The organism is Pseudarthrobacter sp. 10T415 (assembly GCF_056394175.1).
Genome location: NZ_JBFTHJ010000032.1, coordinates 1 through 18,655 on the forward strand (window position 1 = coordinate 1; position 18,655 = coordinate 18,655).

The 18,655-nt window shown below is 60.0% G+C and carries 15 protein-coding genes; 6 read left to right on the forward strand and 9 right to left on the reverse strand.

Features of this window, described 5'->3' with window-relative positions; translation table 11 throughout:
* Window positions 1–249: 249 nt before the first annotated feature.
* The 9 genes from AC1DBN_RS21050 to AC1DBN_RS21090 form a co-directional block, all read right to left on the reverse strand.
* Entirely contained in the window at window positions 250–1,140 is an 891-nt protein-coding gene (locus tag AC1DBN_RS21050) for an NAD(P)-dependent oxidoreductase (protein ID WP_091717192.1), read from the reverse strand.
* A gap of 158 nt (window positions 1,141–1,298) precedes the next feature.
* Window positions 1,299–2,651 (reverse strand): NAD(P)H-dependent oxidoreductase, encoded by a 1,353-nt coding sequence (locus AC1DBN_RS21055; RefSeq protein WP_091717190.1) that lies wholly within the window; start codon window positions 2,649–2,651, stop codon window positions 1,299–1,301.
* A gap of 500 nt (window positions 2,652–3,151) precedes the next feature.
* On the reverse strand, window positions 3,152–4,177 hold the full coding sequence (locus tag AC1DBN_RS21060; protein ID WP_091717189.1) for a LacI family DNA-binding transcriptional regulator: 1,026 nt from the start codon (window positions 4,175–4,177) through the stop codon (window positions 3,152–3,154).
* A gap of 226 nt (window positions 4,178–4,403) precedes the next feature.
* On the reverse strand, window positions 4,404–5,333 hold the full coding sequence (locus tag AC1DBN_RS21065) for an amidohydrolase family protein (RefSeq protein WP_157693415.1): 930 nt from the start codon (window positions 5,331–5,333) through the stop codon (window positions 4,404–4,406).
* Between the two features lie 183 nt (window positions 5,334–5,516).
* A complete protein-coding gene (locus tag AC1DBN_RS21070; RefSeq protein ID WP_091717185.1) occupies window positions 5,517–6,590 on the reverse strand; it encodes an ABC transporter permease in 1,074 nt (357 codons plus the stop codon).
* Window positions 6,587–8,092, reverse strand: coding sequence for a sugar ABC transporter ATP-binding protein (locus AC1DBN_RS21075; protein ID WP_091717183.1), 1,506 nt, complete (start codon window positions 8,090–8,092; stop codon window positions 6,587–6,589). Before AC1DBN_RS21075 ends, AC1DBN_RS21070 begins: the two co-directional genes overlap by 4 nt.
* Window positions 8,093–8,106: 14 nt before the next feature.
* Window positions 8,107–9,165 carry a sugar ABC transporter substrate-binding protein gene (locus tag AC1DBN_RS21080; RefSeq protein ID WP_157693414.1) on the reverse strand — a complete coding sequence of 353 codons (1,059 nt, stop codon included), beginning with the start codon at window positions 9,163–9,165 and terminating at the stop codon, window positions 8,107–8,109.
* A gap of 306 nt (window positions 9,166–9,471) precedes the next feature.
* Entirely contained in the window at window positions 9,472–10,440 is a 969-nt protein-coding gene (locus AC1DBN_RS21085; protein ID WP_091717179.1) for a PfkB family carbohydrate kinase, read from the reverse strand.
* A complete protein-coding gene (locus AC1DBN_RS21090; protein ID WP_157693413.1) occupies window positions 10,441–11,403 on the reverse strand; it encodes a sugar phosphate isomerase/epimerase family protein in 963 nt (320 codons plus the stop codon).
* A gap of 315 nt (window positions 11,404–11,718) precedes the next feature.
* Between AC1DBN_RS21090 and AC1DBN_RS21095 the strand changes: the two genes are divergently transcribed.
* The 6 genes from AC1DBN_RS21095 (at window position 11,719) to AC1DBN_RS21120 (ending at window position 18,463) form a co-directional block, all read left to right on the forward strand.
* Window positions 11,719–12,708 (forward strand): sugar-binding transcriptional regulator, encoded by a 990-nt coding sequence (locus AC1DBN_RS21095; protein WP_091717175.1) that lies wholly within the window; start codon window positions 11,719–11,721, stop codon window positions 12,706–12,708.
* A gap of 244 nt (window positions 12,709–12,952) precedes the next feature.
* Entirely contained in the window at window positions 12,953–13,264 is a 312-nt protein-coding gene (locus AC1DBN_RS21100) for a putative quinol monooxygenase (protein ID WP_091717173.1), read from the forward strand.
* Entirely contained in the window at window positions 13,265–13,795 is a 531-nt protein-coding gene (locus AC1DBN_RS21105) for a gluconokinase (protein WP_231994416.1), read from the forward strand.
* Window positions 13,796–15,257: 1,462 nt separating this feature from the next.
* Window positions 15,258–16,607, forward strand: coding sequence for an ABC transporter substrate-binding protein (locus AC1DBN_RS21110; RefSeq protein WP_091717171.1), 1,350 nt, complete (start codon window positions 15,258–15,260; stop codon window positions 16,605–16,607).
* 66 nt (window positions 16,608–16,673) lie between these two features.
* Window positions 16,674–17,615 (forward strand): carbohydrate ABC transporter permease, encoded by a 942-nt coding sequence (locus tag AC1DBN_RS21115; RefSeq protein WP_091717169.1) that lies wholly within the window; start codon window positions 16,674–16,676, stop codon window positions 17,613–17,615.
* Window positions 17,615–18,463, forward strand: a complete 849-nt coding sequence (locus AC1DBN_RS21120) for a carbohydrate ABC transporter permease (protein WP_091717167.1) — start codon at window positions 17,615–17,617, stop codon at window positions 18,461–18,463. Before AC1DBN_RS21115 ends, AC1DBN_RS21120 begins: the two co-directional genes overlap by 1 nt.
* Window positions 18,464–18,655 lie beyond the last annotated feature (192 nt).

Here is an 18,655-nt window from a genome sequence, read left to right on the forward strand (position 1 = left end):
AAAAAACCCCAGGGAGAGGCCCCCACCGCCTAAGACGCGGTCGGTTCAGTAAGGAAGTGGGCAGATCTCATGGCCACCGGCGGGCAGTTCCACTGGCCGCCAGCGGGCACTTTCGTGGCCGCCTATGGGCAGTTTTTCATGGCCGCTAACACCCCAGCTTTACAGAATCTTTATTATCGGCCTTTTAAGCAGGCGGGGAGTGGTACCGCATTTTAGCCATGCGTCAACGTCAATCTGGTTGCTTGCGGGCTAGGTGAGGATGGTCCGGTATATTCCTGTGTGGTCCAGGTCACCGTCGCCGGCTGCGAGCATGTCCTCGAACGCGCTCTTTAGGCACTCGGCTAATGGAAGTTTCAGTCCTCTATTCTCGGCAGTCTCGGTGATGAACTTGAGGTCTTTGAGCTGGTTCTTGGCAGATCCTCCTCCCGCGTAGTCTTGGTCGATCCAACGACGTCCCTTTTGTGTCAGCACTTCGGAGTTGGCGAGGCCGCCGGAGAGCACGGATTGCACCTTTTCAAGGTCCAGTCCCGCGGAGCTGGCCAAGGCCATCGCCTCCGCCAAGGCCGTGACGGTGGCGGCAACGACGATCTGATTGCACGCCTTTACGGTTGACCCTGTGCCCGTGTCGCCGAACCACACGATGGTCGAGCCGTATAGCGCGAACAGCGGTCGAACACGTTCCATTGCGCCGCGGGGGCCTCCGATCATAATGCTCAGCCGGCCCTCCTCGGCCCCGATTGTGCCGCCGCTGAGCGGAGCGTCCACAACGGTCAGGCCCCAATTTCGGAGGCAGTCATCAGCGAATTCCGCAACTGCTACTGGTGACACTGTCCCGTGAATCACGAGGATCGGATTTTTTATGTCGGCCCTCTTCCACCCGGCCAGCAGCCCGTCTTCACCGTGTAGAAGGGCTGCAACCTGGGGAAGGTCGGGCAACACGCTCAGCACGACCTCGCTGGCTGTATCTGCCGGACGTGCAACGACGCTGCCTCCGTCAATTACGCGGGCTTTTTCCAGTGTGCGGTTCCAAAGTTTCAGGGGAACGCCTGCGGCGATGATGTTCCGGGCGATGGGGGCGCCCATCGGACCTGTTCCTAGCAAAGCCACTGAGGCGGGCAGTCCGGCGGAAGAAGCGTCCATTATTGACTGTCTCCTGGATTAGAAGGTGATGAGCCGGCCAGTGCGGTGAGGAAGATGCTGAATTAGGGAACGGCAGCAAGTACGAGGAGCCCCATGAACAGGGCAGCCAGGTTTGCGGGCAGTTGTACAAGCGGCGTAGCAGCCGACGCCGGCGGGGGTCAGGCGTTGATTTTGGATTCCGAGACGAGCGCTTCGGTTTCCCGGCGGAGCTCCAGTGCCTGGGCCAGGGAATCGTCCATGATGACGTCGTCCCAGCCGACGATCCCGCCCTTGGCTACGTCATTTCGCAGTTCCACATGGTGGGCCAAAGCAACGGGAAGGGCGCCGGTTGCGACGGAGTGCTTGGCCGAAACCAACTGGCCCCAAACCGTGTATCCGCCTTCACCGTCGAGGAATTCACCGGCCTTGAGGTCCTTCTTTGCTGTCGCCACAACGTCGCCGAAGAACCCGATAGGCGAACCTGTGGCGATCCCGCGGAGGGCCGCGTTGGCGATGGACATGTTCAGTTCCAGGCCCACGTAGTGGTAAGGGCGGTAGAGCGCGGCGTACTGGCCTGTGGGGTCCGGGTGCCACGGGTACTCGGTGAAGCAGCCCGAAACGTAGGCGTTCGTTGCCTTCACCACGACGAACACGCCTTCCTGAGTGTTGTGCGGGATCCAGGTGCCGTCGCGCTTGACGCTGGACATGACGTCGACGGTGCCTTCATGGGCGAGGACTCCCCCGACATCGGCTGGCCGGCAGATGGTGGCGATCTCTTCGACGTCCCCCGGAGTGAACGTTAGCCCGGTGTCGGAAGGCACCAGCCCGGCACCGTTGGCAACGGCGGCCATCTCGATGGACGCCTTGGTGCCGTCACGGAAAGAGGTGTGCATGTTCGGGTTCAGCTGTCCGGAATCCGTGAGTTCCTTGGAGAACTCCCAGTTCTCCCACACGTTGTCCGGGTTCATCTCGTGATAGTGCTCGAGGAACTTTGCGCCCTTGCCGGCGCAGACAACGTCGAAGCCGCTGGTCCGCGCCCAGTCGACAAGTTCCATGATGAGGGCCGGCTGGTCACCGTACGCCATGGAGTAGACAACGCCGGCTGCCTCCGCACGCTTGGCCAGGGCGGGCCCTGCCAGGGCATCGGCCTCGACGGTGACCATGATGATGTGCTTCTTCGTTTCAATCGCCCGCAGCGCGTGCTTCACACCGACGATGGGGTTGCCCGTTGCTTCAACGATGACGTCGATATCGACTTCGAAGAGCTCGTCCGCGTTAGCCACGATGGTTGTGGTGCGGTCCCGTAAGGCGGTCGCGATGTCCGGGGCAATCTGGTTCTTCGGCCAGCCGACCAGGTCGAAGGCCCCCTCGGCGCGCTTGACGTTGATGTCGGCGATGGCGACGACGTGGACGCCTGGGATGTTGTTCGCCTGGGCCAAGTACATGGTGCCGTAACGGCCTGCACCGATCAGGCCAACCCGGATGGGGCGACCTTCCTGCTCGCGGTCACTGAGAAGCTGGTGAAGGTTCATGGGGATCCTCTGCTTGACGTATCGCGGCGGAAAGGTGGCTCCCAGAGAGGAGGAGCAACATCTTCGTCGCGAACTGGAGTTTGTGGGACCGGAGTGGAACCGGTTACACTTTTGTACCAGTGGAGTTTAGGTCGTGTCAACAGCACCACTCCTCAAATCCGAAATGGGCGGACTGGAACCATGATGCCGTGGGAGCCGCGGTATATCATAGGGCATCAAACCGGAGCAGTACCTGGGCGATCGGCTCTCCAATGATTGGATGCTTTGGGCCGGAGTCAGGACGCGCCGCGTGCGGTAGAGGGACCCAAACTGCCGGCGTCATATGCCATTCCGACTCGGTTGGCACACGCTCAGGTCACTCCCTGTTCCCGGGAAACGGCGCCGCAAGAAACAGTGCGGGTGCTCAGAAGCAACCAAGCCTGCCGCCCGCTCAGGCTTCCGGCATCCAGGCGAGCCGGGTTCCCGCTCCCTCTCCCGGATATCCGCCGGCGGGAAGGCTTCTAGGCTGTCTTGGGCGCTACGACGCTGGACCGTTCGACGAGCTCAGCGTCGACGCGGACTGTCGTTGGTTTTCCGGTGGTTGTCCCGTTGGCGTTGGAGAGCGCCAGTTGCACGGAGTGTCTGGCCAGCATGTCGATAGGCTGCCGAATGATCGTCAGCGGCGGAGTCATCAGTTCTGTCCACGGGGAATCCTCGAACACGACGACGGAAAGCTCGTCCGGGATGGAGATTCCGGCATGTGCGAGACGGCGCAGCACTGCGGTGACCTGAGCGGTATTAGCCACCACGAGGGCCGTGGGCCGATCTTGGAGATTGAGCAGGGCCGTGACGGCATCGCCGCCCGAAGTTCCTCGGAACGCGGCGGACCGGATCAGCGTACGGTCCTCGGCCAGACCAGCTTCCCTCAGTGCCTCCTGGTAGCCGGCGACCCGGTCGCGCCCCGTTGTGGAGGTGGCGGGTCCGGAGATGATGGCAATTCGACGGTGCCCGTGGGCAGCCATGAGAGCCGTCGCCGACCGGGCAGACTCAACGTTGTTGATGCTCACGACATCAACTTCCGGCATTTCCGGGATTGAGCGGTCGACGAAGACCACACCGGTGCCCAGGTCCTGTAGCTTCTTCCAGATTTCAAGGTTGTTGCCGGTCGGCGTCGCAATGATGCCGCTGACCCTGCGTTCGATCAGCGTCGCGAGGCGTTCGGACTCCAGCCGGTCATCCTCCTGAGTCGTCATCAGAAGCACCTGGATGCCGCGGGAGTGGGCTTCTTGCACTACCAGGTCGGCCAAGTGGGCAAAGAAAGGATTGGAAACGTCTGCGAGCAGGAGTCCGAGGGTGGTTGGAGGACCGTGCTTCAGTTCCCTGGCGGCTGTTCTGGGATGGTAGCCGAGGGTTTCCATTGCGTCGCTGACCTTGCTTCGCGTCAGTGCCGCAACGGGACCTGAGCCGGGATTGAGGACCCGGGATACGACGGCGACGGACACGCCGGCGGCTTGGGCAACATCCCGGATCGTCGGTTGCTTCTGCACGCTTGCTCCTGGTTCTGTTCAGCACCCCTGACCCTTGAAGGCAATTCTTTCAAATTAAGGTGTTGACCCTGAAAATGAGGTACGTGACAAAGTGTAACCGGTTCCATGTCTTTGCCGGGAAGGGAACTTCGGGCGTTTCTCCCCTCGCCTAGCTACTGAACCCACTCCGCCCGAAACAGGGGCCAGGGCGTTGCGAGCCTCTTGCCCTGAAGCAGGAGGCGGGAAATTACTGCCGCTTTTCATGCTTGTGTGGCGCCGCCGAGGGGCCGATGCCATACGTCTTCCTGGCCGTCTCCGCGAAGAGGTGTCTGCGTTCATCGTCGCTCATGGCGGAGGTTATCTCGTCGAAGGCAGCATAGAGCGCCGTGAAGCTGGAGTAGAGGCTGTCAACCGGGAAGTTGCTTCCGAACATGGTCCGGTGGGGCCCGAACACGTCGATGGTGTCCAGGACGATGGGTCGGATTGATGCCGTCGTCCAGGAGTGGTCATTCGTTCCGAGGGCGGAAATCTTTGTTACCACGTTTGGCTGCTTTGCCAAGTGTTTCATTCCGGCCTTCCAATCCCGTAGGGACGCGGGGTCGCGGTGAATGGGCATTCCCGCGTGGTCCAGGATAATCGTGGTGTCCGGATGGTTGGCGGCCAATTGGGCCGCCTGGTCCAGCTGGGCGGGGAATACCTGGAGGTCGAAGGACAGGCCCAGCGCAGAAAGACACGAGAACCCTTTCAACCATTGGGTGTCCGTGATTAGGTCCGGCCGGGACGTGTGGGTGTATCGGGGGTCCGGGTGCCAGTTAAGGATGTCGCGGATGCCGCGTACCGATGGAATCGCCGCGAGGCGTTCCAAGCGGGGTATTACTCCTGCCTCGGCCAGGGAGGCCTTGGCTACTTGAACGGATGGTAGGCCGCTGTTGTCGTGGACGTCCTGGATCCAGTCTGCTTCCCAGATAGCGTCAGCGGCTCCGTTTTCGATATGGACGGACCCGGCCAGGCGCAATCCCCTGGCATCATCCAGGTAATCCTCGATGAGATAGTTTCGCCGGAGCGGCCGGTCATCCCCGTGGTAGCGGAACGGTTCTGCCGGCCCTTGGAGCCATGGGTATGGTCGGGAGTAGTCACACAGGTGGTGATGGGCGTCGACGATATCAAAATCGAGCACTGAGATCTCCTAATTTCCGGGCGTTCCCTCGGCGTGCTGTATGGCCTGCAGCTTGCGGGATGGACCATAGGCGCCGGGGGCGTAGCGGGGGTAGGCGGCCACGGAATTCTCCGCAGCCGCCCATCAGTGCAACCCCGGTGCCTGATTGTAGGCTCCCGGGTACCTCCCCCTCTTGAGGTTTTGTCAGGCTGTCGCTTCCTTCTTCTGTAGTGATTTTTTCTTGAACAACGGCCAGCCTTTGCTGGTTTGGTCGAGGGCGACGGCGATCACAACGACGAGGCCGGTGACGATCTGTTCGTAGAAGCTCGGGACGTTGAGGAGGACGAGCCCGTTGGTGAGTGCACCGAGGATCAGGGCTCCAACCAGGGTCCCGGCGATGCGTCCCTCGCCGCCCATGAGGTTGGCTCCGCCGATCACTGCGGAGGCGATGGCCGTGAGCAGGTAGGGGCTGCCGGCGTCAGTCTGGGCCGCGTTGATTCGGGCTACGATGACCAGTCCGCCGATTCCTGCCAGTACGCCGGAGAGAGCGTAAACGGCGATTTTTACCCTGTCGACACGGACACCGGAGAGCCAGGCCGTTTCTTCGCTGCCACCGGTAGCGATGACGTTCTGTCCAAACACGGTGCGGCGGAGCAGCAGCCAGCAGAGGATGGCCAGGACCGCGACGAGGATGACCGCGACCGGGACTCCGCCGACGTAGCTGTTGAGCATGAAGACGAAGTCCTTGGGGATGTTGTAGACGGGCTTTCCGTTGGTTACCACGTAAGCGCAGCCCTGATAGATGCTCATCGTTCCGAGGGTGGCGATGAAGGGGGGCAGCTTGAGTTTGGTGATCAGCAGGCCGTTGAGGGCGCCACAGACCAGTCCGAGGGCTATGCCGGCAAGCAGGGCGAAGAAGGGGGACGTCCCGGCATTGACCATCATGGTGGCAGCAGCGATTCCGACGAAACTCGCAATCGAGCCGACGGACAGATCGATACCGCCGGTGATGATGACAAACGTGATGCCAAGGCCGATGATTGCGTTGACGCTGGCCGAGACGGCGATGTCCCGAAGGTTGCCGGAGGTAAGGAAGTTCTGGTTCAGCAGCCCGAAGATGAGGAAGATGACCAAGGCGGCGATATAAATTCCCAGCGCCTGGAGGTTTAGCGTCGGCCGGGTGCGACGTTTCCCGGGTGAGGCCTCTGACCGTTCCTTCACAATGGCGTTCTGGCTGTCTTTGCCCGTGGCATCCTTGGGCAGAGTGGGCTGGCTCATGTCGTTGTTCTTTCTGCGATGCCCATGGCGTTGGCCACGAGGCTGTGTTCATTAATGTCATCGCCTGTGTGCTCGGAGACGAACTGACCCTGCCGCATTACTTTGACCCGGTCGCTGAGGGAGATGATCTCGGGCAGATCGGACGACACGACGACCACAGCGCTTCCGGCCTTGGCCAAGGCGTCGATAAGTTCGTAGATTTCGACCTTGCCGCCGACGTCCACGCCCTTGGTGGGCTCATCGAAGAGGAATACTCTGGTGTTGCGCCAGGTCCACTTGGCGATGACGATCTTTTGTTGGTTGCCGCCGGAGAACTGACGGGCGTTGAGGCGAACATTGGCGGGGCGGAGCGACATTCGCGCCGCGGCTTCCTCCGCTGCGGCAATTTGTTTTCGCAGGCTGATCATCGGGCCGAAACCGTTGAACTGCCTGTCCGCAGTGAGTGCGATATTGAAGTAAGCGGGAACCTGCAGGACCAGGCCCTGGTGTTTGCGTTCTTCGGGGATGAACGCAATGCCAGCGTTCCGGCTGTCCCTTGGCGACCGGATCCTGCGTTTTTTGCCGTCAACGGTTATCGTGCCGGTGCTGCCTTTGTCGGCCCGAATGATTGCACGCAGGAACTCGGTACGGCCTGAGCCGACCAGGCCAGCGATCCCCACGACTTCCCCAGCCCGCACGTCCAGGGCCAGAGGGCCTCCACCGCTGGGGTGACTGACGTCCGAGGCCGAAAACAGGACCGGAGCACCCGGTGGCACCGGGTGCTGTCGTTTGAACGACAGCAGTTCCCGGCCCACCATGTTCCGTACTATTTCCTGTTCAGAGGTCTCCACAATCGGCTTTGTGTAATTGACTGTGCCATCACGCAGGACCACGACCTTATCGGAGACGCTCATGACCTCGGGCATCTTGTGCGAAACGTAGATGATGCCTACCCCACGGGTGTGAGCGATTTCCCTCACCCTGCTCAGGACGCCTTCGACGTTGTGTTCCAGCATGCTGGTCGTAGGTTCGTCGAGGGCGACGATCTTCGCGCCAAAGGCCAGGGCCCTGGCAATGGTAAGGGCGTGGCGTTGGGCGGGGCTCAGCCCCCGCACCGAAGCCTTCGCCTTGAGCGGGAATCCCATCTGGGCGACATCGGCCAGTGCCTGGTCGATGTCCTTGCCGGCGTCCCGGCGCTGGCGTGCTGTCCGCCCGAGCACGAGGTTCTGCTCCACCGATAGTTGTGGCACGATGGCCGGTTCCTGGTGGGCAATCCTCACCCCATCTGCGAGTGCCTGCCGTGGGGAGAAGTGCGCCCTCGGCTCACCATCGATGATCACAGAGCCGTGATCCGGAACAAGAGAGCCGCCAAGGATAGCGAGCAGGGTGCTCTTGCCGGCGCCGTTTTCCCCTGCCAGCGTGCAGATCTCGCCCCTTTCCAAGGTGAAACTGACGTCGTTCAGGGCCCGGACACCGGGGAATGATTTCGCGATGTTCTGCAGCTCAAGCAGCGGAGCAACCATGATCCGTACCGTCCTTATGGCATTCCGGTCGGGTACTGACCGACATTGGCGGAATCGATGATGAAGGCAGGAACATCGACCCAACCGGGTACCTTCTTGCCGGCCAAAAGCCACAGTGCGGCATCCACGCCGCTGGCGCCTTCGGTGACGGGCTGCTCACTCACCGTGGCGGTCATGTTGCCCGCCTGGATTTCCTTCTTGGCCTGGGGAATGCCGTCGGTTCCAACCAGCAGGACTTTGCCCGTGAGGTTCTTGGCCGCGATGGCGGCGGAGACGCCCAGGGCCATACCGTCGTTCTGCGAGTAGAACGCCTTGATATCCGGGTTTGCTGTGAGCATCGCCGAGGCGATCTCCTGCGCCTTGGTTTGATCCCACTTGGCCGTTTGAGAGGCAACCAGTTGCAAGTTCGGGTGCTTAGCCAGTCCCGTCTTGAAACCCTCGCCGCGGTTCAGCGCGTTAGATGATCCGGGGTCACCTTCGATCATGGCGACCTTCCCGCCGTCGGGAAGCTTGGTTGCAATGTAATCAGCAGCCGTCTGGCCGATCGTCAGTGCATCAGGACCTACGTAAACGCTTCCCGGCACGGTGCCCTTGGCATCGTTCAGAACGACGACGGGAGTGCCCTTTGCGAGGGCATCGGTAAAGACCGTGTCCAGACCGGTCGCCGAGATAGGCGAGGCAAGCAGGGCGGTGCAGCCCTGGTTGGAGGCGCTCTTGGCCTTGTCCAGCTGCTCAGTAATGGACGACTCATCGGTCACATCAAACGTCTGGTACTTGACGCCCAGCTTCTTCGCCTCGGACTCGAAGCCGTCCCGCTCAAATCCCCAGAACTCGTTGGAAAGCGTCCGGGTGATGTAGCACAGCTTGGTGTCGGCCGAACCCTTCGGATCGCCTAGGCTCGCCTTCAGGTCCTTGATCGGCGTCTTTCCAGACGCATCAACCAGGCTGACCAAGTCAGCGGATTGGGACGACTTACCACTCGGCCCTTCGGGAGTGGCGCTGCAGGCCGCGAGCATCGCGACCACTGCCGTGGCCGCGAGGAGCTGTGTAGCGGTTCGAGGAATTCTGGTCATTGTGATAGTTCCTTTCATCATTGGAAGGCCCGCAAAACACGCGGCACTCTTGCTGTTATTACCGGGCATCAGGTCCAGGGAGAGGAACAGCGCCCGAGCTCATCAGCCGCTCGGTGTCGGCGGAGAAGTCTTCAGTCTCAGCTTTGCTGTGGTATCGGTTCCACTTTTGTACCACAAGAGATTTTGCCTTGTAAATAGTCTGGTGATTAGCTTTATGTCTAATGTCACTGGTACCCCGACACGGGGACCCGTAGCGGCGGGCGGAACTGCTACCGGGCCGGGTATGACGCCCACTCCCCCGGCCCTTCAGGTAGGCACTTTTTCCGATCCTGCAGACGATCCAGCCGGGGCTTTGGCGAAACGAACGCCAACTACCTCCTCGAGGGGCTGGACGTCGGCGGGCGTCAGAAACGATTCCGAGTGGCTACAAACCAGCCGGCCCGCCTCGTTGGCGACCCCAAGGCACACAGGGAACGGGTGGTCGTTGGCCATCGCTACTACCATCGTTCCCAGGAAGCTGTCGCCGGCGCCAACTGAGTTGACGACCCGGGTCGGTGCGACCTTTGCCTGCACGAGGTCGTTGCCGTTCAGCGCGGCAACCCCGCCGCCGCCGAGTGTCAGCACGGGAGTTTTGGCACCCGCCTCTCGAAGAGCGTCGAGGAGCAACGGCACGTCTGTGTTTTGGGGGACATCCAACACATGACAGGCTTCGCTCAGATTCATGACCACTACGTCCGCGAGCCGAAGGAGCGTCCTCGCTTCCGCGTGTACTGGAGAGAGGTTCAGAACAACTTGAGAACCGAGCTCACGGAACCTGGTGGCTGCGTGCCGTACGGCGGGAAGAGGCACCTCGAGATTCAGAACTACAAACGCCGGCGGAGCATGGTCCTCGAGGTAGGCGTCAATGTCAGCCGGCGAGAAATTCCCGTTGGCTCCCGGAACAACGACCGTGTCGTATTCGCCCTCGGGATTGACTCTTACATGCCCGACGCCGGTGTGAATGCTGTCATCGGGAATGATGCCGTCGATTGAAATGCCCCGCGCCTGAAGGGCGGCCGTGATGAAATTTCCCAGATCGTCAGCGCCGACACGTCCCAGAAGAGTCACGGTCGGATCCAGCGATGCGATGCTCATTGCGGCGTTCAGGCTCTTACCGCCTGCAGCCATTTCGAAGCGCTTCCCGGCCACATAGCTCGCTGCGCTCTCATCTGCGCCAAGATAAGCAATGAGATCCGCGTTTAGCGATCCGACGACACAGATACCGGTTGGACGCACCTACACACCTACGACTTTCGACCACAAAACGCTCGACGAGTGCAGCGCGTCGCCGCTCGGGAGATCCGGATAGTCCCGAACCATCTCGCGGGCCTTGTCGATGATGGTCCCCATCCTCTCGATGTTCATCTCGCATTCGGCGACCGGGTTCTCCCGGACCGGATCGGTATCGAAATAGTACGTGCCCTGGTAACCCTCGCGGAGCAAGTAGTACACGAGTTCCAGTGTCTCGGCGAAGTGAATGGACGCGACTACCAGGCCGTCGTCGGCCACGCCGTGTGAGTCATTGAGCTGAAGTCCGAACAGTTTCTGCTCCCGCAGGCACATGGCAGCGGACTGCGCAGGGTTCTCCCGGGCCATCAGCAGGTGGCCGAAGTCCAGGGTGACGCCAAGATTCGGGCGGTTACAGTCTTTGATGAGGTTCATTACGGCACCGGTGGTGTTGAGAATAGTGCGCCCGCGGGGTTCGGCTGGCTTGTACTCGATCGAGATGCGGATTTCCTGATCGACGTCCGCGACAGCCTGCAGGCTTTCAACCATCCAGTTCCAGGCCTGCATGTAGTCCATCTGCAGCGGGTATTCGTAGCCGTCATGGGCCGGCCAGAGCAGTACATGGTCGGTGCCGAACTCCCGGCACAAGCTGATGGCTTCCTTGACCATCGTGACGGCTGCTTCCCGAAGTGCGGGGTCGGGGTTGGTGAACCCTCCGTTGGAAAACTGGGGTGCCGGCCAGCGGAGCTGGATCCCGCGGACATCAAGATCTGCCTTGGCTAAGGCCGCCTTGATCTCCTTGACTGAATGTCGGCCAAAGTGCTCGGGGTAGTTCAGTTCGAGTGACGTCAGCCCCTTGACGCTTCCGGCGAGGGCGATGAGGTCGATCACCGAATCCTCACCGCTGGGGTATTTCTTGCCCTTGCCCAGCCCGAAGGAATTGAGGCGGGTGGAGAACTTAACATCTGTCATCTGCATTTCGCTTTCGATCGTGGAGGCAACTTTGCCCACGTTGACGCCGATCGAAATTCCTGACGGAACTTCGACTCTGAAGTTGGGCTGGTGTTGGAAGCTTATGAGCCGTTTGCCCCCGGACAGAGGGGAAATCGGCACCACGGGGCTAGAATTTTTCAGTCCTGAATATTGATTCAGCAATGGGCAGCACTGCTCCTGGTCGACCATCGGGGTCCGAAGGGCGAGCCGCGGCGGGAGGGGTGCCACTCCAGAAACAATCGCTGCACATTCAAAGGTGCATAAATATTCAAACATCGACGAAAGTGACGAAATATGACGCAGACCACAGGGCCCTCCTCCTTATTGTCGGTGAGCACTGAGCAGCTGCGGCTATTCACCAAGATTGCCGTGCTTTACCACGAGGAAGGCTTGTCTCAGGGCGAGATATCCGAGCGCCTCAAACTCTCGCAAGCGCGGGTTTCGCGCTACCTCAAGAACGCGGTGGACCTGGGTATCGTGCGGACCTCCATAGTTCAGCCGGCAGGAATCTATGTGGGGCTTGAGAAAGCGCTGGAAGAGAAGTACCGGCTCCGCGAAGTTGTCGTGGTAGACGTCATGGACGGCGCTTCGTTGGGCATGCGCTTGGGCTCTTCCGCCGCCACCTACCTGGAAACAACCATCGACGCCAACGAGTACATCGGGATCTCCTCGTGGAGCACCACGCTCCTGCACACCGTTGAAGCCATGCGCTCACGGCCAAGAAAGATCGCCAACGAAGTGATCCAACTCATAGGAGGGGTGGGAAGCCCGCAGGCCCAAATACAGGCGACGCGGCTGGTCTCCCATCTCGCGGAACTGACATCAGCCAAGCCCTACTACATGGGATGCCCGGGGCTCGTGGCAAACCAGCAGATCCGCGAAGCGTTCACGGGCGACCCTGCCGTGGCGGCCTCCATTGACGCCTGGGACCGGCTGACCACCTTGCTGGTCGGAATCGGAACGTTCCCGGCCTCCCCCCTCTGGCAGGCCAGTGGAAATGCACTGAACAGGGCGGAAGAAGGTGAGCTATCCCGGGCCGGCGCCGTCGGAGAGATTTGTTTGCGATTCTTCGATATCAACGGGCATCCCATGAAGCCCGCCATAGAAGACAGGGTGATTTCCATCGACGCTGACGCCATGATGAGTGTGCCGCGCCGCATAGGCGTCGCCGGGGGCATGCGCAAATTGGACGCCATCCGCGGCGCCGTCACCGGAGGCTGGATCAATGTGCTCATAACGGACGCGGATGTCGCAAGACAACTCTTGGAGCCACCGCAACTCTAAATCCCGCAGCGCGTACGAGTCCCGCCAGGCGCGGCATAAGCAGCTGAGGCAAACGAAGTACCCCCTAGTGCCCGGCACGCACTCCGGCTCGTCCTAGCATCTGGGATTTTGATCAAAAGTGGTATCGGTTACACTTTTGTCCCAGGATTCGTTTGGAGCACCAACTTCCTTCCCAGCCTGTTTTGAGCACGCCGATCGTACATTCCGTTCCCCCCCCAATCGACACAGAAAGAGCAGGACTCTGATGTCCATCATCGTCACCGCAGTTTTCACTCCCATCGACGGCGCTTTCCACAAGGTCGTAGAGGCACTCTCGCCCGCCATCACCGAAGTCCATCAGGAGCCGGGCTGCCTGCTCTATGCCATCCATGAAGCACCAAATGGCCAGATTGTCATGATTGAAAAATGGCAATCCGCAGCACTGCTTGATGCACACGGCGAAGGAGAGGCCGTTAAGCGACTCAATGCTTCACTTGAGGGACTACTCAGCACCCCCGTTGAGGTCACCCGATTGAGCGCCATTCCCGCAGGCACAACGAGCCAAGGAGAGATCTAGTTGTCCTGGGCTATCGTCGTCATGGGCGTATCCGGTGCCGGCAAGTCCACCGTCGGTGCCGCACTGGCGGCCCGCATCGGTGCAGCATTTATAGACGCCGACTCCCTCCATCCGCCTGCTAACGTGCAAAAAATGGCCGCCGGTACTCCCCTGACGGATGAAGACCGGTGGCCCTGGCTCCAGTTGGTAGGTGCAGCACTTGCTGCCGAGTCCGGCAGCGGCATCGTTGTGGCCTGCTCCGCGCTCAAACGCGTTTATCGGGACGCGATCCGCGCCGTGGCCCCATCAACCGCATTTGTCTTGCTGAACGTCGCAACGCCGGTATTGCGAGTCCGCATGACCCTGCGACCTGGCCACTTCATGCCGGCCTCCCTCCTCACGTCTCAGCTCGAAACACTCGAGCCGCTCCAACAAGATGAAATCGGGCTCGCGATGAACTCGGACGAAGGAGTCGAAGCAACCGTCGAGCGGATCAGCGTCCAACTGAGCAGCCTGCAATCGGACAGCTCTAGAACTCAACCTCACAGGTAGAGGGAGGAGGCAGCCAGTCGCCGGACAGCGGAGCGGGTACGTGCGGCTGAGCACGCTTGACCAGGACGAGAAACGCCAGCTCGGGGGTCAGGTTCTGGACTGGTCTTCCACGGACAAGGCCTGGGGCTGGACACCACCAGGCCACAGCTAACGGAGCTCCAGCGGTTCGCCTGCGTCCCCGTGGTCCTTGACCTCGAACCGGGGAGCGCCCCGACTCGACTCCCTGCCGGACTACACACCCTTGCCTTCAACCGCGCCTCTGCAACAAAATAACGAACCCATCCGACCAGAGAAGGCACCTGAGCGGAGCACGATCCTTCAAACTCCATCGCTGTCAGGCGGAACCACACCCCAACCTGACGTCGGGGCGCCTGACGTGGGAAGACTTCTCCGTAGGTGGAGCTCTGGTCTGGTTCTCAGACACCTGACGAACCGCAGGAGGTGACATCGCCCCCCTTCGCTAAGCGACTCCCATAAAGACCCGATTTTTCGGACTATTTTGATAGTTCTCGGGCTACCGCAGCTCGGTTTCCTGCCCCTCCAACTGTCAGGGTGGGATCTAAGAACATCATGAGCCACCGTCAGCAATGCGGAATTTCGCGCTATTCCGACCCGAGACCGGCGCCCGCAAGTTGCCCGCGCTCCCCTGCCCCCTGTCCAACGCTGCTCTAGGACGAGGCGCCCTCAGAAAAACTTTAAGGGGCCAAGGCGTGCGGGGAACCCCCACTGGGCTTCTGCTTTCTAGCATTACCCGATAGCTACTTGACCGAATATAAGCTATCGGCGTTTCCAAATCGCGACTGGGGAGAGGGAGAGCCGACTCTCAGGGAATGATGCGACGACAGCGGTAAGCTCCATGAAGGCGTACAGCTCCCGCCAAGGTGTTATCCAGGCGCATCTCTGCCAACACGACTTCCTTGCCGGCATGACGACCGCGCTGCCGCAACTCCTATCGCTCGTTGTACAGCCCCCTCGAACTGATCCAAGCGCTTCTTGAATCCCGCGTCAGCCATCGCAAAAGACTGGCTGAACGAGGGCGAGGCCCCCGGAGCCCTGTCGTCCGCTTGCCCTCCCCCCGGCACTAGGAGGGGTGACTAGGGGTCAACTGAAGACGGCGTGATGATCAATAGCGAATCGTTTCGTAATACACGAACGGCGATGCGACCCTCCGGTCTCAAAGATTGACGAATAGTCGTCTCAGAATATAACGTAACTCTGATCACAAAAGGCGAAACGTTTCGTTTTGGTGCTCAGCGCGCTTTTGGAGGTTCTGTAGATCGTATACGTCGCCGGGACCACTAGCCTTCGAGGCTGGGGCAAATGACGTCGCATCCCTGCGCCTACCGGCGTCCCTGAAAGTGCGCCATACGCCAAGAACAAGCCAGCAACAGGAAGCTGGCTAGCTCGAAATTATTCACCCGTACATAACCCATCACCCTGCTTGAGGAAGTGAAGTAGACATATGCAAGACACCATCAAGGGTCCCGGCCTCCGCCGTTCGCGACTGGGCCTTGGCATCATTGCTGCCGTCACGCTTTCGGGCTTGGCTCTCTCCGCCTGCGGTTCGGGCAGCAGCGAAGACGCGTCGAAAACGTTGGTCGTCCAAGTTCAGTCTGCACAGTTGCCAGCCTTTCAATATGCAGCGTCCAAGTTCGAGGCCTCACACGAGGGCGTCAAGGTGGATTTGCAGACGATTACGGAAGAACAAAAGAGCTCGACCAATGCGCAAATCATGGCATCCACAAACGCGCCCGACATCGGACTGGTCCCGACAAATGCTCAACCGTACCTGGACCTCCTCAAGGCAGACGCGCTCCTACCTCTCGACGATGTCTGGGAAAACGCTGACCTTGACACGCGCTACGAGGCGTCGATGGCCACGTCTCTCAAGTCCAACGACACCCCCTATGTCGTACTGTTCGACACGACCCTCTACAACGTAGTTTTCTACAACAAAGACGCCTTCCGGAAGGCGGGAATCACAGAGCCGGCGGATCATCAAATTCGATCGAACGACGAGCTCTACGACGTCATTGGGAAACTCAAAACCGCAGGCTTCGATGGACTCGCGATGGGCGGGAACGCCGGTTACCAGTGGGGGTGGCTTGTCGACGGGCAGCTTCAGGCCAACGCATCCGACAAGGCCTTGGATGACTTCAAGAATTCCTGGAAGTCCGGCCAAACGCAGACCACTCCCTACACGAGCACCGAGTTCACGGATTCCGTGAAGCAATTCAAGGGCTGGGCGGATAAAGGTGTCTTCCAGGAAGGGGTCTTGGGCCAGGATGGTGATCAGGCACAAGCAGCCTTCACCTCCGGCAAGTCGGCGATGTTCCTTGGGGGCACATGGATACCCTCTGTCCTCGAAAAAACCGATTTGCCCTTCGACTATGGATGGCTGCTGCTCCCCGGAAAAACCTCTGGCAAACCGACCGTTCCAATCGTCTACGCCGGGGACACCCTGGCAGTACCACGAACGGCTAAGAGTCCGGACCTCGCAAAGGACTTCCTGGAACTCTACGTTTCCGATGCGGTGCAAAAGTACGCCGCCGAGAACGTCGGTTCGCTCCCCTCCGTCCAAACCGTCAAAGCCGCCGATATTCCCGCCCTCGGCGAGGTCGTCCAGGAAATTGTTACCTTCAGCTCAGGAAACGGAACCACCACGGGTTGGACCAGCATTCTGCCCGGTTCATTAGGTCAGTCCTTCATTGACCCCGAAATCCAAAAGTACTTGGGCGGCCAGGTCTCCCTCGACCAGCTGGGACAGAACCAGCAACGACAGTTCGAGAACTTCAAGGCCAAGAACGGGTAGGAGATCGTCGTTGTCACCCGCGCGAACGGGCGGGTGACAGCGACGCTTCGCAAAGGAACAAACTTCATGACGATAACCGCCAACACCTCGCCAGCAACGAGCAATCCTCCTGCTCCCCTACGCGGAGCAGGGAAAACAACGCGCCGGGCTTCACGGGAGATAGCCCTGATGCTTGCACCAGGGATCACCGTCCTGATCATCTTCTTCGGACTTCCTGTCATCGACCTGCTGCAGACTTCACTATCCCAATGGTCAGGCATTGGCCAGCGTCGCTTTACCGGAGTCGATAACTACCTGCAGCTGCTCACCGATAACAGCTTCCTGAATTCACTGCTGAACTCAATACTCCTCGGCATCGGCACGGCCGCAGGCATCGGCATCATCGCCACAATCTTGGCCGCCTTGATTAGCGGAAAAATTTACGGCGGTGCTTTCTACCGCATCGTCTGGTTCCTTCCGGCGATCGCTCCGCCATCTGCGGTCGCAGTGTTCTGGAGCCTCTCCGTTCAGCCGCGTTCTGGAGCCGTGAACGCTTTTCTGGGTGCGATAGGACTGGGTGACACCCACGCGTGGCTCTCCGATTCATCCACGGCCATGTACGTCATTATCGCTGTCGCGATCTGGCAGGGAGCCGGATTCGCGTTCCTGGTTATTCTCGGGGCCATGGAGGAAGTGCCAGTGTCCACCTACGAGGCAGCCTCCCTCGACGGTGCTTCACCAGTCAGGAGCTTCTTCCTCATCACCCTGCCGTTGGTTAGGCCAGTACTGTCAATGATCATCCTGCTCGAAGCGATCTGGGCCTTTAACGGCTTCACTCTTGTATGGGGCATGACCCAAGGGGGCCCGGGCGACGTAACAACCATCCTGCCTGTGCAGGTCTATAAGGAAGCCTTCCGATTTGGTGACTTCGGGATGGCTGCTGCTATAAGCGTTATCGGTGGCGTCATCCTCCTGGCCGTCGGATTCGCCGGGCAGTGGCTCGGCTCCAGGAAAGCAGCGGACGACTAATGACTAAAAAACGCCTGACCCCCGCCGGCACAGCAGCACAAATCACAGCGGTAGTGTGGTCTGTTCTGGCCGCTCTGCCCTTTCTGCTCATCATTCTGCTCGGTTTCAAGTCGAACACCGATATATTTACCAACCCTCTGGGCGTAGTCAACGCCGAATGGAATCCAACCAACTTCCTTGACGCCTGGACCGGACCAAGCGGCGGGCGAGGATTTTCCACCTATCTACTCAACTCAGCCGTCGTTGCTGTCGTGGCGATCACGTTCTCGCTGTTGCTTGGAGCACTGACAGCCTACTTCGCGACGCTGACTCCAACACGTGTTCGAGTCGCAATCATTCGTGCATTCCTCGTTGCCACCACCCTGCCCCTGATCATGTTGCTGCTGCCGTACTACTCAGCCTTCAGCACCCTGAACCTGCTCAGTTCACCGTGGGCGCTCGGGGTCGTCTACGTCGCCCTGTGTCTGCCTACATGCGTACTGATCCTTCATGGCTTTTACATGGGCTTCCCTGGTGAACTCCGAGAGGCAGCCGCCCTCGACGGCTTGGGTATCACTGCCACGTTCACTCGCATCGTTCTTCCACTCTCGAAAGGACCTATTGTCGCTGTCGGGATGGTCAACGGGTTCTTTGTTTGGGGCGAAACGCAGCTGGCGATCGTTCTGCTGCAGACTCCGTCCAGCCGTACGATTCCCGTGGGACTGCTTGATTTTCAAGGTCAATTCAGCAATAACACCGGGGCAATGTTTGCGGGGTTGACACTCGCCACCATCCCCTTGGTGATCATCTATCTGATCTTTAATAAATCCATAGCAAAAGGGGTTGCTTTGGGTGGCGTCTCCCGTTGAGTAATTCCGACGCTACGGACCTTGTGGGGATGGCAAAAGGGAGTGGTGACTATGGCAGTTTGATTCAGGACCGGTGTGACGGCTTGAATCAGGACCATCCCACGACTCGCCGGTTGGTTGTGACGGTCTGAACCAGGACCACCCTCAATGTTGCTTCATCTGATGAAAGCAACATTTGGAGGTCCGGATGAG

Excerpts from the sequence above, each read along its gene's own strand:
- AC1DBN_RS21055 (WP_091717190.1), bottom strand. The coding sequence starts at position 2,651 with ATGAACCTTCACCAGCTTCTCAGTGACCGCGAGCAGGAAGGTCGCCCC.
- AC1DBN_RS21115 (WP_091717169.1), top strand. The coding sequence starts at position 16,674 with ATGACGATAACCGCCAACACCTCGCCAGCAACGAGCAATCCTCCTGCT.
- AC1DBN_RS21070 (WP_091717185.1), bottom strand. The coding sequence starts at position 6,590 with ATGAGCCAGCCCACTCTGCCCAAGGATGCCACGGGCAAAGACAGCCAG.
- AC1DBN_RS21080 (WP_157693414.1), bottom strand. The coding sequence starts at position 9,165 with ATGACCAGAATTCCTCGAACCGCTACACAGCTCCTCGCGGCCACGGCA.
- AC1DBN_RS21075 (WP_091717183.1), bottom strand. The coding sequence starts at position 8,092 with ATGGTTGCTCCGCTGCTTGAGCTGCAGAACATCGCGAAATCATTCCCC.
- AC1DBN_RS21095 (WP_091717175.1), top strand. The coding sequence starts at position 11,719 with ATGACGCAGACCACAGGGCCCTCCTCCTTATTGTCGGTGAGCACTGAG.
- AC1DBN_RS21110 (WP_091717171.1), top strand. The coding sequence starts at position 15,258 with ATGCAAGACACCATCAAGGGTCCCGGCCTCCGCCGTTCGCGACTGGGC.
- AC1DBN_RS21120 (WP_091717167.1), top strand. The coding sequence starts at position 17,615 with ATGACTAAAAAACGCCTGACCCCCGCCGGCACAGCAGCACAAATCACA.
- AC1DBN_RS21050 (WP_091717192.1), bottom strand. The coding sequence starts at position 1,140 with ATGGACGCTTCTTCCGCCGGACTGCCCGCCTCAGTGGCTTTGCTAGGA.
- AC1DBN_RS21090 (WP_157693413.1), bottom strand. The coding sequence starts at position 11,403 with ATGACAGATGTTAAGTTCTCCACCCGCCTCAATTCCTTCGGGCTGGGC.
- AC1DBN_RS21100 (WP_091717173.1), top strand. The coding sequence starts at position 12,953 with ATGTCCATCATCGTCACCGCAGTTTTCACTCCCATCGACGGCGCTTTC.